Below are 15376 nucleotides of genomic sequence, written 5' to 3'. Positions count from 1 at the left end.
CGATGAACGACGCAGCGCCCGAAGGACCGGACGACGACACACCGGATATCGAGACCGGGCGCTGGCTCTTCGCGCAGCCTTGCGAGTTCCTGCGCGGCGTGGTCGAAATGAAGGGGCTGCCCGAGACGGCGCTTCCCGAAGTCGCCTTCGCCGGACGCTCCAATGTGGGCAAGTCGAGCCTGATCAACGCTCTCACCGGCCGCAAGACGCTCGCGCGCACCTCCAATACCCCCGGTCGCACGAAGGAACTCAACTTCTTCGAGCTCGGCCCCCAGGGACAGGCCGCTGTCATGCTGGTGGACCTGCCGGGCTATGGCTATGCACGCGAAACGAAAGCGCGAGTCGGCGAATGGACCCGTCTGGTCATGTCCTATCTGCGCGGGCGCGCCGGGCTCCGCCGCGTCTTCGTACTGATCGACGCACGGCACGGCATCAAGGAGAACGACCACGAGGTCATGGCCATGCTCGACGAAGCGGCCGTCTCCTATCAGATCGTTCTCACCAAAATCGACAAGCTGAAAAAGGGCGAACTCGAGCTGCGGCTTGAGGAAGTCCGTGCCGACATCCGCCGCCATGTCGCGGCGCATCCCCGGATCGTTGCAACGTCAAGCGAGAAGGGCGACGGCATCGCGACGCTTCGCGCGGAGGTCGCGTCACTGGCCGACCCGGCCGCGCTGGGGTATAAACCGCAGGCTTGAGAGGCTCTCGGCCAATGGGCCGGAGGCAGCCAGGGAGGCAGACGGACGAGCATGGCGGATACGACCGATAAAGGCGCAGCGCAGCAGGAAGACCCGAGAGTGGAGCGCGCTCGTATTCTTTCCGAGGCCCTGCCCTTCATGCAGCGCTACGACAAGCGTACCGTCGTCGTGAAATATGGCGGACATGCGATGGGCGACGAGGCGCTCGGCGCCGAATTCGCGCGCGACATCGTGATGCTCAAGCAGGCTGGCCTCAATCCCGTGGTCGTGCATGGCGGCGGACCACAGATCGGCGCGATGCTGAAGCGGCTTGGCATCAAGAGCGAATTCTCGGGCGGCCTCAGGATCACCGACAAGGCGACCGTCGAGATCGTCGAAATGGTTCTTGCGGGCTCGATCAACAAGCAGATCGTGGCACAGCTCAATCAGGCTGGCGGGCGGGCGATCGGGCTTTGCGGCAAGGACGGCAATCTCATCGTCGCGCGCAAGGTCGAGCAGAAGATCCACGACCCGGAATCCAACATCGAAAAGATTCTCGATCTCGGTTTTGTCGGCGAGCCGGAGAAGATCAATCCGGAAATCCTCGAAGTCATCCAGAAGTCGGACATCATCCCGGTGATCGCACCGATCGGCGTTTCGGCGGATGGCCATACCTACAACATCAATGCAGACACCGTCGCAGGCGCGATCGCAGCTGCGATGGGCGCCGCGCGCCTCCTGCTTCTCACCGACGTGAAGGGCGTGCTCGACAAGCAGGGCAAGCTCATGGAAGCCCTTACCGTCGATCAGGCCAAGGCCTTGATGCAGGATGGCACGATTTCCGGCGGTATGATCCCGAAGCTCGAAACCTGCATCGAGTCCGTCGAGGGCGGTGTCGAGGCTGTGGTCATCATCGACGGGCGGGTTCGTCACGCGGTGTTGCTCGAACTCTTCACCGAGCATGGTGCGGGCACTTTAATTCAGAAGTAGGAGTGGGCCGCACGGCCTTGCCGCAGCGCCTCACGATGTTATGGTGTCTCCTGAGTTTGGGGAAACGCCGTAAATCAATGATGCGCTGCCTGCAGATTGCCGCTGCCGCCGTCACAGCATGGTTTATGCTGGGCACGCCTGCGCATGCCGACTACAGATTCTGCAACAAGACGAGCTATGTCCTCGACGGCGCCATCGCCTTCGAAGCAGATGGCCGCATGAAGAGCCAGGGCTGGGTGCGTGTGCCGCCAGGCGGCTGTGCTTCCATGCTCGATGGTGACATTGCCGCACAGGATTATTTCGTTTTCGCGCGCTCCATCGACGCACATGCGGGGCGCGTCAAATATTTTTCGGGCAATACTCAGTTCTGCACGCTGGAAGACGACTTCAACATCGAAGGCGCAGAGCAATGCGCACTCCGCGGCTACGACTCCGCCGACTTTCTGCGTGTGCGGACGAAAGCAGGCAAGGATTGGTCCACGACATTCGCAGAGGCAAGCGAATATACCGCCGATCAGGCGCGCATCGCTGCGGCACAGAGACTTCTCAAGGATAACGGGTTTGCGCTCAATCGTATCGACGGTATAGCCGCGCGAAACACGCTCCGCGCCGTGGAAGCCTTTCAGCGCTCGGCCAATGTCGCCGTGACGGGAAAGATAGATGACAAGCTGATCGAGCAGATCGTCGAGCGTGCGGTCGAGGAACAGAAAGCTGCGGGTCTCGACCTCTGCAACAAGACAGATACGCTCGTTTGGGCCGCCATCGGCTACGCGAACGACGAAGACGACATGTCCAGCGGATGGGTGAGGATCGAACCGGACAGTTGCCGCAAGGCAATCAAGGGCAAGCTCGATCAGGACGTCTATTACGTCTATGCCGAAGGCGTCGACGATGCAGGCGCCATCGCACAAGGCCGCGAAGGCGCAATGATCTGGAGCGGCAATAACAGCTTCTGCATCAAGACGACGCGCTTCGAAATCAAAGGGCGCGAACGCTGCACAGCCCGAGGTTTCGACGAACGCGGCTTCATGCGCGTCGAAACGGACGGGAAGTTCTTGCGCCGGATCGATTTCGACTAATCCGGCGTGGCCTCCTCGATACCGAAATACTGCAAGTGCCAGCGCATCTCATCCTCGGTCATCGGATAAGCAATACCTTCACGCGGCAGCACCAGATTGGGCTGCGGCACATGCGCAATATAGGTCTGGACCGCAAGCGCGGTGCGCATGGAAAGCCCGCCCTTCCAGCACAAGGCGGCGATGCCGCGTCCGCTCTGCGCGGTGAATACCTCTTCGATGCTTTGGGCGGGGACGCCCGCAAGCAGCGACAATGCGAGAACAACAGAGGCGCGTTGCGAGGTCGTTGCCGCTTCCATCACCATTTCGTCGCCGAGACGCCCCGCAGCATAAGCATCGCGGATATCCTCGCGTGGTGCCAGCTCGTGCTCTTCCTCGCCCCGCTCGATCTTCGATTGCACCTTCGCTCTCAGCCAGTCCGCCGTTTCCTTGTCGAGGTCATGCGTACGGCGCAATTCCTCGATCAGAGAGCGTGAAACGAAAGTGGCGATACGGCGCATGGCGCGCATCGAGAGTTCGGGGCGCATCACGAGGGGTTTGTGCCAGCTCTTTATGCCGGAGGCGCGCGTAATGACGCGTTCCATCGTCTCTTCGCGAATGCGCGCCCCCTTGTTTGCAAGCAACTCCCCGATCGCGCCATCGTCATGCGAGGAGACAATGGCGTCTGAAACCCCGGTATTGACGCAGGCCCTGCGTGCCACGGCCGCGGTGGCGCCCTTCGCCTGCGAAGTCGCGATAATCTCTATCAGGTCTTCGTCGGAGAGAAGTGGCGAGTATTCGAGGATCGGCCCGCAAACGGCAATCTCCGCGTCGCGCGCGAGGCGTCTTGCAAGCGTTGCGGAAATGGTCGGACAGCCGGCAACCTCTTCGGCAATGATCGCCCGTACGCGCGGCAGCTCGTCGGCGGCGAGCTTTTCAAGCAGACCGGCAACGCGTTCCTGGACGGCGCTGCGCTCATGGAGCGGCATATCCGGCATCAAACGGGATAGTTTGCGCGCCAGCTCGCCGCGCACCTCGCCATCATTATCGCTATGCAGCAGTTCGTCGGCCTGAACGGGCGCGGACTTATTGGCGGCGACGAGGCCGCGCACCCGCGGATCGTCGTCGCAGGCCAGATAATAGAGCGCCTCTCGGGGTGCGTCCTCTCGCGAGGCAAGCTCCCGTTTCATTTCGAACTGGTGGCTCTCCAGAACCCGGCGCGCATCCTCGTAGCGAAGCTCCTCGGGGAGCCGCTTCCTGCCGAAAAACCTGGCAAAAAATCCGGACGCCATCGCCGCACTCCGACTGCGCCTTCCCCCGGAAACGCGGAGCCCCGGCGCGGATTACAGCCCGATTTTCCGGTTCATCCGCTTAACACTCCATTAAGCCGTGCCGTTGCACGCGAGCCTTGCCAAGCGGGCGCCTGCCGGGGCACATATGAACCATGACGATTATCGAGAGCGGCAGCGGTAAAGCGGCGGGTCCACGGGATTTCCCGGCGGTTGAAACCTGGGTTTTCGACCTCGACAACACTTTATATCCGCCTGAATGCGACCTCTTCGCCCAGGTCGACCTGCGCATGACCGCCTTCATCTCGCGTTATCTGGATGTCGACGCGGTCGAAGCGAAACGCATCCAGAAGGACTTCTATATCGAGCATGGCACGACGCTATCGGGCCTTATGAGCGTTTACGGGCTTGAACCGACGGAGTTCCTTCAGTTCGTGCACGATATCGACGTTACCGCCGTGCTCGCCGATGCGGCGCTCGGCCAGGCAATCGAGGCGCTGCCGGGGAGGAAAATCGTTTTCACCAATGGCTCGCTCGCGCATGCGGAGAATGTCATCCGGCAGCTCGGGATCGGTCATGTCTTCAGCGGTATTTTCGATATCGTGTCGACGGAATATGAACCCAAGCCACGACATCGCGCGTATGAGCGCTTCCTCCATGCGAGCGGCATCGAGCCGACGCGCGCTGCGATGTTCGAGGACATCGCCCGCAATCTCGAAGTACCTCATGCTCTCGGCATGACGACAGTCTGGGTCCGTCCCTCGATCGCAGGCATCGAGCGGCATCACCGTCTCTCGCATGAGGGGGCCGATGGCGATCACGTCCACTATGTGACCGACAACCTCAGAGGATTTCTGGAAGGACTTCCGTCCGCCTCAGCGACGCCCGAATAGGCGCTCGATATCGGAGAGCTTCAGCTCGACATAGGTCGGTCGGCCATGGTTGCACTGGCCGGAATGAGGCGTCGCCTCCATCTCGCGCAAAAGCGCATTCATTTCCTCGCCGGTAAGCCGGCGCCCCGCGCGCACCGAGCCGTGGCAGGCAATGGTGCCGCAAACTTCTTCCAGCCGCTCCTTCAGCGACAGCGCCTCATCGAGTTCCGCCAGGTCGTCCGCGAGGTCGCGCACCAAGCCCGTCACATCGAGCTTGCCGAAGATGGCGGGCACTTCGCGCACGACAACCGCACCCTGCCCGAAGCCCTCGATCGCGAATCCGAGTTCTGCGAGTTCCGGAATGCGCGCGACGAGGCGTTCAGCCTCCGCCTCGTCGAGATCCACGACTTCGGGAATGAGCAGCAATTGCCGCGCTACGCCCGTCGCCGCCATTGCCTTCTTCATGCGCTCATAGACGAGACGTTCATGTGCGGCGTGCTGGTCCACGATCACGATGCCATCCGCCGTCTGCGCGATTACATATGTTTCGTGCAACTGTCCACGTGCCACGCCGAGCGGCAGATCCGGCGCTGTCTCGTTTGCAGGTTCCACTGCCGTTTCGACGCGCGCGGCGTGACCGCCAAGACCGGTGAAGGCGCCCTGCCATGCGCTCGCAGCTTCGGCGAGGCCGGGCTGGCGCATGGGGCCGGGCGAGGACCAGCGTGGCGCATAAGCATCGGGAGGCGCCGTCATTTCCGGGCGGACCGCGCCAAGCGCTGCACCGGCTACCGTCGTCGAGGCGCGGTGCCCGGCCTCCGCGAGCGTCCGCTTCAGCGCACCGACAATGAGCCCGCGCACCAGCCCCGCATCGCGGAAACGCACTTCGGCCTTGGCCGGATGCACGTTCACATCGACATCGCGGGGATCGAGATCGACGAAAAGGGCGACGGCGGGATGCCGGTCGCGCGCGAGGAAATCCGCGTAAGCCCCGCGCACCGCGCCGACGATCAGCTTGTCGCGCACAGGCCGTCCGTTCACGAAGAGAAACTGGAGCTGCGCCGTGCCGCGATTATAGGTCGGCAATCCGGCAAAGCCCGTGAGCGCGATGCCTTCACGGACAGCATCTATCGAGAGCGCGTTTTGCTCGAAGTCACGGCCCATGATGGCGCCGAGACGCGTCAGCCGTCCCGCCCCTCCCGGCAGTTCCGGTTCGAGCCGCAGCAGATTACGTTCACCACTCGTCAGCGTGAAGCCGACCTCCGGGTGCGCCATTGCCAACCGCTTCACGACATCGGACACGGCTTGCGTTTCGGCGCGCTCGCTTTTCATGAATTTGAGGCGTGCAGGCGTCGCAAAGAAGAGATCGTGGACCTCGATCTGTGTGCCCAGGCGGCCTGCCGCGGGCTCGACCGCGCCCGTCTTTCCGCCCTCGAGCGAAATGCGGAATGCGGTCTCCGCATCTTTCGGGCGGCTCAGAATAGTCAGCCTGGCAACCGCACCGATCGAGGGCAGCGCTTCCCCGCGAAAGCCGAGCGTCGCAATGTCGTGAAGATCTTCGAGGCCTTCGCCATCGATGCGGAGCTTCGAGGTCGCATGCCGCTCGACCGCAAGCGCCAGTTCCTCCGCGTTCATGCCGATACCGTCATCGGTGACGCGAATGAGGTCGCGTCCGCCACCGCCAACCACGATCTCTATGTGACGCGCGCCCGCATCGAGCGCATTCTCCACGAGTTCCTTCACCGCGCTTGCCGGACGCTCAACCACTTCGCCCGCAGCGATGCGGTTAATCGTCCCTTCGCTCAAGCGGCGGATACGGCCCATGCCTCAGCCTTTCCCTTCGGCGAGATATTTGCGTGCGAGAATCTTGCCTTCTTCAACCGCCGGCTGATCGAAGGGATCGACGCCGAGCATGCGGCCCGCGATGATCGTCTCCAGCATGAAATGCATGAAGAGCGCGCCAAGTGTGCGCTCGTCGATCGCAGGCAGCATGAAACTGCGCACGGGCCGCCCGTTTTTCACCAGCGTATCCGCCGTGGCGCGCTGCTCGGCATCCACGAGATCGCCGACGCTGTGGCCGCCGAGGAAATCGAAGGCCGTACCCTTCGCGATATCCGGCGAGGCTTTCGGGCCCTTGCCCTTCGTCTCCGTCATGAAAATGTTGAAGAGCTTGTCCTTCGGGCCCGCAAGCCAGAGCTGCAACTGGCTGTGCTGATCGACAGGGCCGAGCGCCTTCACGGGCGTCGTGCCCTTGCCATCCTTGCCGAGACTTTCAGCCCAGAGCTGGCAATACCAGGCGAGGAAACGCTCAAGCCTGTCGGCATAGGCCGCGACGACGGAGATGGACGCACCTTTCTCTTCCGCCATGGCGACGGACAGCGCCGCCCCTGCGGCGGGCGCAACATCACCTGCGGCGCGCTTGCCGAGCACTTGCGCCAGCACCGCAGCCGCGCCTTCGCGCACCGCCGCAATGTCAAGCCCCATCAGACAGGCCGGCAGAAGCCCCACATTGGTGAGCACGGCATAGCGGCCGCCGACGCCCGGGTCGTGCTCCAGCGTCGGGAAATCCTGCGCTTCGGCCAGCGCCCGCATGGGGTTCGGCTTGCCGTCCTTCGCAGGTTCCGTCAGCACCGCAAAGTGATGCTTCATGTATTTTGCGCCGCCTGCCTCCGCGAGCGCGCTCATCGCCGCCAATGTCTGTATCGCGGGCTCAACCGTCCCCCCCGATTTGGAGACGACAAGAAAGCGTGTCGTGCGCAGATCCGCGTTGGAGAACACGGCGTCCATGGTCGTCGCATCGAGATTGTCGGGAATATGAATGCGCACACCCTTCTGCACATTCGCCTGTGTGCCCCAGCCGGTGAGCTGTGCCAGCGCCTGCGCGCCGAGCGCCGAGCCGCCGATGCCGAAGATGAATATGTCGGTCGTATTGTCGAGGAGCTTTTCTGCCACTTCCTCGATCCGCGCGAAGTCGTCGCGCCGCGCGGGTACGCGCAGGAGCGGCAACGCACCCGTTTCATGCGCCTTGCGCAGCCAGTCAAGCGCGTCTTCCGCGCGCACCAGCGCCTTGCCGTAGCTTTCGCGCGAAAGCCCATCTTCGCCGATCGCGTCGGCAAAGCAGTTATCCAGAGACTGACGGTAAGGCAGGTCGGTATCGGCCATGAACTTGTTCCACCTTTTGGGAAAGGCCCGCGGCTAGAATCGCGAAGCCGGAATAAAGCGTAACAAGAACGCAAACACCCGGAAAGCCGAGGGAGTTCCCCGCGCCCTCCCCTAATGCAGCCGTTCGGACGGGCCACCGGACCTGGCAGGCGCCATATCGTCCGTCTCGGGCAGGCCTTCGGGGTCCGGCGACAGGTTCGGCTTGCCGACAATCGTCACGCGAAGGTTATCCGGCTTCAGCAGCCGCTTGGCGACGCGCGCCACGTCCTGACGTGTCACGTCCTCAATCAGGGCGTTGCGCCTGTCCACATAATCGATGCCATATCCACCGATCTGGATGCCCAGAAGCTGGTTCGCGATGGATCGGTTCGAGGTAAAACGCAGCGGATAGGAGCCCGTAAGATAGGTTTTCGCGTCCTTCAACTCGTCCGCCGTCACACCTTCCTCTGCCATCCGCGCCAATTCCTTGCGCACAAGCGAAAGCGTCTGTCCGACGCGCTCGTTCTTCGTTCCGACCTGACCGAGCCACATCGCAGCATGGTCCATGGGGTAGAGATAGCTGCCGATCGAATAAGCAAGGCCGCGCTTCTCACGCACCTCTTCCGTCAGCCGGGAGGAAAAACTGCCGCCACCCAGAACGTAATTCATCACATAAGCGGGGATGAAATCCGGGTCGTCGCGCGCAACGCCCCGCAACCCGAAGATCATCACGCTTTGCGGGAAGTCGCGCACCACGACCTGGACTTCGCCATTTCCGGTAACGTCCGCCTTGGGCACATCCGCTACCTGCGCTTCGGCAGGCAGCCCGCCAAATGTCCGGTCGAGAAGACTGCGAAGTTCCGATGGCGAGATCGGCCCGACAACCGCAATCTTCATGTTGTCTTGCGCAAGCACACGGCCCGTATATCCGAGAAGATCGTCGCGTGTGATCGCGCCGACGCTTTCGGGTGTGCCGTCTTCGTCGCGCGCGTAAGGGTGGTCGCCGAAAGCCGCCTTGTACCAGTTATTTCTGGCGATCCAGTCCGGCGACTGGCGATTGCGCGCGACAATGGTCTCGATCTGCTTGCGAATACGCTCGACCGCGTCTTCGTCGAAGCGCGGCTCGGAGATCGCCTTCGAGAAAAGGTCGAAGGCCTCGTCCTTGTGGTTTGCAAGCGTGATCAGCGTAGCGCTGAAATAATCGTTGTCGGCGGAGAAAGACATGCGCGCGGCAATCTCCTCCATACGGATCTGGAATTCTTCCGAGGTGAGTTCGCCCGCGCCTTCGTCGAGAAGGCCCGACACCATATTCGCAACCCCGGACTTCCCCTCGGGATCGGTCGCAGCGCCGCCCTTCCACGCGACTTCCATCACCACGACAGGCACTTCATCTTCCTGTACCAGCCACGCCTCGACACCGCCGGGGCTGACCACACGCTCGATATCCATCGCCTGCGCGGGCAGGATCGCGGCGAGAGAAAAACAGATAAAGGCAATCGTGGCGCGCATCACATCGCTCCCCCCGGCAGAAGCTCACCCGTGACTGCATGCGTATCCTGGAGAACGGATCTTGCCGCCTCCATCACATCTTCCTTCGTCACATCGCGTATGCGGTCCGGCCATTCGTGAATCTTCTGCACACTCATGCCGGTCATCAGTCCCTCGCCATAGGCATAGGCCATGCTGCGCTGGTTATCGCGCGCATAGACCGCGCTCGCGACGATCACCGTCTTTGCACGGTCGAGCTCCTCATCGCTTACGCCTTCAGCGAGAAAATTCGCGAGCTCGTTCTCGACCCCCTCTTCCAGCTTGTCGAGAGAGCCGCCAACCTGCGGCAGCGCATAAAGGCCGAACTTGCCGCCATCGAGACGGCTGCCTTCGTACCAGCTCTGCACACCGGTCGAGAGACCTTGCTCAACCACCAGCGAACGATAGAGACGGCTCGTCGTACCACCACCGAGGATCTCGGCCAGCACATCGAGCGCTGCGCCTTTTTCGGCGCCCGCCCCTGCGTAGCCGGAGGCCGGGTAATAGCGCATCCATGTCGCTTCGCGCACACGCGCATCGCGCCGGGTCACCCGTTTGCTTTCGTCCGGCCACTCGATATCCGGCCGCTTGCGGATGAAGGTGGGCGCGCGCTCCTTGATGGAGCCGTAATATTTTTCGGCAAGCGGTTTCAGTTCTTTCGCCGTCACGTCACCGGCGACGATCAGCGTCGCATTGTTCGGTGTGTAGTAGCGCTTGTAAAAATCGAGCGCGTCTTCCGTCGTCAAAGCGGCTATTTCGTCCTTGTAGCCAATGACATCCCGGCCATAAGGGTGCTCGCCATAAAGCGCGCTGTTCATCTCCGACTGCAACTCAGCCGAAGGTTCATTCTCGATCCGCATGCGCAACTCTTCCAGAACCACGTCGCGCTCGGGCAGAACCTCGGCATCGGTGAGCTGAAGGTGGGTCATGCGGTCCGCTTCCATCTCCATCACAAGCGGCAAGCGATCTTTCGCAATCACCTGGAAATAGGCAGTGAAGTCGTAATGGGTGAAGGCATTGTCCTGCCCGCCATTGCGCGCGACGATGCGCGAAAACTGGCCCGGCTCTATTTTCTGCGTGCCCTTGAACATCAGATGTTCAAAAAAATGCGCGAGCCCTGTCTTGCCTGCATCCTCATCGGCGGCGCCCACTTCGTACCAGACCATGTGGGTGACGACGGGCGCCCGATGATCGGGGATCACCAGAACATTCATGCCATTCGACAGCTCGAAAGTCTCCGGCAACGGCGCGACAGTCAGCGAACCGCCACGCCCGAAAACGAGACCAAAGAACACGAGCAGTATCAGGAGGACAAAAGGGAGGGCGGCAAGGTAGCGTGTGCGCAACAAGTCTCATCCCTCCGGGGCGGTGGCTTCTCTCGTTCCGGCTTTCGACGCGCGGAAAAGCAAAAGGCGGAAAGACCTTTGCCCTTCCGCCATTCGCAAATCCCGATTGCTCAGAAAATGCCGGAGAGCCAGCCTTCTTTCTTCGGTTCGACGGTCGGGGTCTCGCCTTCGGTAACAGGCTTGCCTTCCGCCTCATTCTGCTGGATGCGTTCGCTTTCTTCCCTGGGGTTCACAAGACGCTCATCCGGCGCCGGACCCGAGTTTTTCCAGAAGAGAACACTGTCGACGAACGTCTCGTCGCGTTCGACCAGAGAGCGCGTTTCCGCGTTCACGACCTGACGGATGCGCGGATCGGCTTCCGTCGCGCCGGTTTCCTGCAACAGCACCTGCTCGCCCTGGCTCTGCGAGGGACCGACATTTTCAGCCGAAAGTGCTTCCTCACCGATCAGGGCGCGCTGCGCGCCAATCGAGGGCTGCATGTCCATTTCCTGCGGACGCGGTGCGCCGGGTTGCGGCGGGCGCAGCGAATAATCCGGCGGGATGACCAGCGGCGCCTTCGTTACGATGGCGAATTCGTCCGGGGCGGATTTGCCATAACCAAGCGTATCGCTAAGGCTTTCACCGCCGCAGGCGGCAAGGGAAAGCGACAGCGCGGCAAACAGACCGGCTTTCGCGCTCCACCCGGCGATGCGGGAGACTTTCGCTTCGATAGTCACTTATCGGCTCTCCTTGGTCGTGGCTTTTTGCCGATCCTGCCGGCCAATCGCCTGTCAGGCTGGTGTACCGCCCGATTTTCCGTCCGGGCTGTCCTTTTTACCGGCGCCCACAAGGCCCGGCCAGACCGATTCGAGGATGATGAGCATGACGCCCAGCGCTATCCATACATCGGCGATATTGAAGATATACCAGTAAAATCCGAAGGCGTGAAAACTAAAAAAGTCCGCCACTGCGCCATAGAAAATGCGGTCATAGACATTCCCGAGGGCGCCGCCGAGGATCAGGCCGATGGCAAGCGCCGTCACCTTGTGGTCCACCCGGGCAAGCCAGAGGCTGAGGCCGATAATGACCGCGATGGCGAAGCCCGCGAGGATTGCCACGCCCAGCGCCGTCTGCGCCTCGAAAAGGCCGTAGCTGACGCCCTGATTCCAGGCCATGACAAGGTCGAAAAAGGACGTCACCTCGACGCGGCCCCGCGCGGCGATGTCATAAATATTGATCATCCACCATTTATGGGCACGGTCGACGGCAAAGCCCGCCAGCCCGATCAGCGACCCGTAGAGAGACCAGGGGCCCCAGAAAGTCTCGCGGTTCAGGCTCGTCATCCCTTTATCTCCCTCTCGCGCTCAGTGCTGCGCGTCGTATTCGCGGACCGCCGCCGCATCGCGGAGCGAGAGATCCGGGTAATCCGGGTCGCTTCCCACTTCCGGCAGGATACGCCAGGAACGTGCGCATTTGCGTCCCTCTGCAAGCTTCGGCACGACGGCAACGCCCGGCACATCGTCGAGCCGCCAGGCATCGGCGGGGCCTTCGCCTTCGGCGAGCGTCGCCTGGCTCGTGATCGAGATTTCGGCGAGGTCGACACCCTTCATCGCCTCCACAAGCTCGGATCGCGAAACGAAGACTTCAGGGGCCGCTTCAAGGCTCGCGCCGATCCGCTTTTCGCGGCGTTCGACTTCAAGCGCACCCGTGACCACGCGGCGGAGTTCGCGCACCTTTTTCCATTTCTCGGAAAGCGCCTCGTTGCGCCAATCGGCCGGGATTTCCGGGAAAGTGCGCAGATGCACCGAGTCTTCGCCGGAAGGGAAGCGCGAGAGCCAGACCTCTTCCGCCGTAAAACAAAGCACCGGCGCTAGCCATGCCGTGAGGCAGGAGAAGAGATGATCGAGCACCGTGCGGCAGGCACGGCGGCGCAGCGCCGAGGGCGCATCGCAATAAAGCGCGTCCTTTCGGATGTCGAAATAGAAAGCCGAAAGTTCGACATTCATGAAATTCGACAGCGTATGCGACACCCGCTTGAAGTCGTAATCCGTGTAGGCCTTGCGCACGAGGTCATCGAGCTCGGCAAGGCGATGCAGGATCACGCGTTCGAGTTCCGGCATCTCGGAGACAGGCAGGCGCTCTGCATCGTCGAAGCCCGCAAGATTGCCGATCAGGTAGCGGAACGTATTACGGAGCTTCCGGTAGGCCTCGACATTCGACTTGATGATGTCGTTGCCGATGCTGTGATCTTCCCAGTAGTCGGTGCTCGCGACCCACAGGCGCAGGATTTCCGCGCCGTTCTGCTTGATGATCGCTTCGGGCTCGATCGCATTGCCGAGCGACTTCGACATCTTGAGGCCCTTGTCGGTCAGCGTCATGCCATGCGTCAGCACCTGCCGGTAGGGCGCGCGGCCTCGCGTCGCGCAGCTTTCGAGCAGCGAGGACTGAAACCAGCCGCGATGCTGGTCGGAACCTTCGAGATAGAGGTCGGCGGGTGTCGGTATCCCGCGCGCTTCCAGCACGAAGGCATGGGTGGACCCTGAATCGAACCAGACATCGAGAATGTCGGTGACTTTCTCGTAGTCCGCTTCGCTGTATTGGCTTCCGAGGAAGTCCGATGCCGGATGCTCGAACCAGGCATCCGCACCTTCGCTGGCGACGGCTTCGACGATGCGCGCGTTCACGGCCTCGTCACGGAGCAGCGAGCCATCGTCCTTCTTCACGAAGAGTGTCAGCGGCACGCCCCAGGCGCGCTGGCGCGACAGCACCCAGTCGGGGCGGCCTTCCACCATCGAGTGGATCCGGTTGCGGTTGCGCGCGGGCACCCAGCGCACCTTGTCGATTTCCTCCAGCGCGACGTCGCGGAATTCGCGGCCGCCCGCCGCCTCGATCTTCGCATCCATCGCCACGAACCATTGCGGCGTGTTGCGGAAGATGAGCGGCGCCTTGGAGCGCCATGAATGCGGATAGGAGTGCTTGACCTTGCCCTTGGCCAGCAGCGCATCCGCTTTCTCAAGCTCCTCGATCACAGCGGCGTTGGCGTTGCCTTCCTTGCCCTGCCGCGTCAGCACGAACTTGCCCGCGAAGAGCGGCACATGGTCGTAATAGCCGCCTTCCTCGTTCACGGTTTCGGGGATGTCCTTCGAGCCGAAGTTCTCGACCCAGATGATGTAGTCGTCCTGGCCGTGGCCGGGCGCGGTGTGGACGAAGCCGGTACCGGCCTCTTCCGTCACATGATCGCCCGCCAGCAGCGGCACGTCGAAGTCGTAGCCCTGACCACGGAAGGGATGCGCGCAAACGACGCCGCACAGTTCATCGGCCATCACGTCGCGAAGCCGCGTCCAGTCCTCGATGCCCGCGTCCTTCGCGACCTGCGCTGCGAGCGCATCGGCGAGCACAAGCTTCTCGCCCGTCGCCTTCACTTCGTAGAGGCCGTAAGCGATTTTCGGCGAATAGGAGATCGCGCGGTTCGCCGGGATCGTCCAGGGCGTTGTCGTCCAGATCACAACCGCGGCGCCCTTCAAGGCATCGCCCTTCACCACCGGAAACTTCACCCAGATCGTGTGGCTGGTGTGGTCGTGATACTCGATTTCGGCTTCCGCCAGCGCGGTCTTTTCCACCACCGACCACATGACCGGCTTCGAGCCGCGATAGAGCGAACCGTTCATGAGAAATTTCTGGAATTCCTCGACGATCTTCGCTTCGGCGTCGAAGGACATGGTGAGGTAGGGATTGTCCCACTCGCCGGAAACGCCGAGGCGCTTGAACTCTTCCTTCTGCACATCGACCCAGTGCTGGGCAAACTCGCGGCATTCGCGCCGGAATTCCAGCGGCGGCACCTCGTCCTTGTTGAGGCCCTTCTTGCGGTACTTCTCCTCGATCTTCCACTCGATCGGAAGCCCGTGGCAGTCCCAGCCAGGGATATAGGCGGCGTCCTTGCCCATCATCTGCTGCGAGCGCACGACGATGTCCTTCAGGATCTTGTTCAGCGCATGGCCTATATGGATGTTGCCATTCGCGTAAGGAGGACCGTCATGCAGGACGAAGGTCTCGCGGCCCTTCGCGCTTTCGCGGAGCCGGTTGTAGAGGTCGAGCTTCTGCCAGCGCTCCAGCCATTCGGGCTCGCGCACGGGAAGCCCCGCCTTCATCGGAAAATCGGTTTTCGGCAGAAAAAGCGTCTCGCGATAGTCGCGGCCGGCTTCTTCGGCGCCTTTATTTTCGGAGGTCGTATCGGTGGACATGGATGATCCCGGGGAATGGTCCAGAAAATCTGGGTTGCGCGATGAAAACGGAGAAACCCGGCTCCTGCCCCGGACCGCCCGGCGGGCGTCCTCAGCGGCAGGCCGGGCCTGTAATTCGCGCTATTATGGCGGGATGGGCGCCGCCTCTTCCCGGCATTTTCATGAGCATCGTCATGGGGCGAGTTTCTAGCAGCAGGCCCCTTAACAGTCCAGTAAGGGTCCAAAGGCGGTCAGGGGCGGAAATACGCTGAAACGGCCTCCG

At 62.1% G+C, this 15376-nt stretch carries 12 protein-coding genes; 4 read left to right on the top strand and 8 right to left on the bottom strand.

What is annotated here, in order from left to right; all coding sequences use genetic code 11:
* Positions 1 to 2: 2 nt before the first annotated feature.
* The 3 genes from yihA to ABJO61_RS14250 all read left to right on the top strand — a co-directional run bounded on the left by yihA (position 3) and on the right by ABJO61_RS14250 (position 2746).
* Positions 3 to 698 (top strand): ribosome biogenesis GTP-binding protein YihA/YsxC, encoded by a 696-nt coding sequence (gene yihA, locus ABJO61_RS14260; RefSeq protein WP_348327326.1) that lies wholly within the window; start codon positions 3 to 5, stop codon positions 696 to 698.
* Positions 699 to 749: 51 nt separating this feature from the next.
* Positions 750 to 1667: an acetylglutamate kinase gene (argB, locus tag ABJO61_RS14255; protein WP_348327323.1), complete on the top strand. Its 918-nt coding sequence runs from the start codon at positions 750 to 752 to the stop codon at positions 1665 to 1667.
* Between the two features lie 77 nt (positions 1668 to 1744).
* Positions 1745 to 2746, top strand: a complete 1002-nt coding sequence (locus tag ABJO61_RS14250; protein WP_348327320.1) for a DUF1036 domain-containing protein — start codon at positions 1745 to 1747, stop codon at positions 2744 to 2746.
* Here the strand turns inward: ABJO61_RS14250 and ABJO61_RS14245 are convergent.
* A complete protein-coding gene (locus ABJO61_RS14245) occupies positions 2743 to 4014 on the bottom strand; it encodes a DUF2336 domain-containing protein (protein WP_348327317.1) in 1272 nt (423 codons plus the stop codon). The two genes, ABJO61_RS14250 and ABJO61_RS14245, sit on opposite strands and share 4 nt — an antisense overlap.
* A gap of 152 nt (positions 4015 to 4166) precedes the next feature.
* On the opposite strand from ABJO61_RS14245, the gene ABJO61_RS14240 reads away from it, so the two are divergent.
* On the top strand, positions 4167 to 4904 hold the full coding sequence (locus tag ABJO61_RS14240; protein WP_348327314.1) for a pyrimidine 5'-nucleotidase: 738 nt from the start codon (positions 4167 to 4169) through the stop codon (positions 4902 to 4904).
* Here the strand turns inward: ABJO61_RS14240 and mutL are convergent.
* From mutL to ileS, 7 genes are all read right to left on the bottom strand, one after another.
* On the bottom strand, positions 4887 to 6704 hold the full coding sequence (mutL, locus tag ABJO61_RS14235) for a DNA mismatch repair endonuclease MutL (RefSeq protein ID WP_348330594.1): 1818 nt from the start codon (positions 6702 to 6704) through the stop codon (positions 4887 to 4889). The two genes, ABJO61_RS14240 and mutL, sit on opposite strands and share 18 nt — an antisense overlap.
* A gap of 3 nt (positions 6705 to 6707) precedes the next feature.
* Positions 6708 to 8042 (bottom strand): glucose-6-phosphate isomerase, encoded by a 1335-nt coding sequence (locus ABJO61_RS14230; RefSeq protein ID WP_348327308.1) that lies wholly within the window; start codon positions 8040 to 8042, stop codon positions 6708 to 6710.
* Positions 8043 to 8153: 111 nt separating this feature from the next.
* Entirely contained in the window at positions 8154 to 9530 is a 1377-nt protein-coding gene (locus ABJO61_RS14225) for a pitrilysin family protein (protein WP_348327305.1), read from the bottom strand.
* A complete protein-coding gene (locus ABJO61_RS14220; RefSeq protein ID WP_348327302.1) occupies positions 9530 to 10894 on the bottom strand; it encodes a pitrilysin family protein in 1365 nt (454 codons plus the stop codon). Before ABJO61_RS14220 ends, ABJO61_RS14225 begins: the two co-directional genes overlap by 1 nt.
* Before the next feature lie 110 nt (positions 10895 to 11004).
* Complete coding sequence (locus ABJO61_RS14215) at positions 11005 to 11610, bottom strand: DUF3035 domain-containing protein (protein ID WP_348327299.1); 606 nt, start codon at positions 11608 to 11610, stop codon at positions 11005 to 11007.
* 54 nt (positions 11611 to 11664) lie between these two features.
* A complete protein-coding gene (gene lspA, locus ABJO61_RS14210; RefSeq protein ID WP_348327296.1) occupies positions 11665 to 12216 on the bottom strand; it encodes a signal peptidase II in 552 nt (183 codons plus the stop codon).
* A gap of 21 nt (positions 12217 to 12237) precedes the next feature.
* Complete coding sequence (ileS, locus tag ABJO61_RS14205) at positions 12238 to 15114, bottom strand: isoleucine--tRNA ligase (RefSeq protein ID WP_348327293.1); 2877 nt, start codon at positions 15112 to 15114, stop codon at positions 12238 to 12240.
* Positions 15115 to 15376: the final 262 nt, after the last annotated feature.

It is taken from the genome of Parvibaculum sp., from assembly GCF_039973015.1.
Lineage (GTDB): Bacteria > Pseudomonadota > Alphaproteobacteria > Parvibaculales > Parvibaculaceae > Parvibaculum.
The sequence above is the reverse complement of the archived record's forward strand: the minus strand, read 5'-3'. Positions and strand labels throughout refer to the sequence as shown.

Coding starts and splice junctions, on each gene's coding strand:
- argB (WP_348327323.1), top strand. CDS start 750: ATGGCGGATACGACCGATAAAGGCGCAGCGCAGCAGGAAGACCCGAGA.
- lspA (WP_348327296.1), bottom strand. CDS start 12,216: ATGACGAGCCTGAACCGCGAGACTTTCTGGGGCCCCTGGTCTCTCTAC.
- mutL (WP_348330594.1), bottom strand. CDS start 6,704: ATGGGCCGTATCCGCCGCTTGAGCGAAGGGACGATTAACCGCATCGCT.
- yihA (WP_348327326.1), top strand. CDS start 3: ATGAACGACGCAGCGCCCGAAGGACCGGACGACGACACACCGGATATC.
- ABJO61_RS14245 (WP_348327317.1), bottom strand. CDS start 4,014: ATGGCGTCCGGATTTTTTGCCAGGTTTTTCGGCAGGAAGCGGCTCCCC.
- ABJO61_RS14225 (WP_348327305.1), bottom strand. CDS start 9,530: ATGCGCGCCACGATTGCCTTTATCTGTTTTTCTCTCGCCGCGATCCTG.
- ABJO61_RS14240 (WP_348327314.1), top strand. CDS start 4,167: ATGACGATTATCGAGAGCGGCAGCGGTAAAGCGGCGGGTCCACGGGAT.
- ileS (WP_348327293.1), bottom strand. CDS start 15,114: ATGTCCACCGATACGACCTCCGAAAATAAAGGCGCCGAAGAAGCCGGC.
- ABJO61_RS14250 (WP_348327320.1), top strand. CDS start 1,745: ATGATGCGCTGCCTGCAGATTGCCGCTGCCGCCGTCACAGCATGGTTT.
- ABJO61_RS14230 (WP_348327308.1), bottom strand. CDS start 8,042: ATGGCCGATACCGACCTGCCTTACCGTCAGTCTCTGGATAACTGCTTT.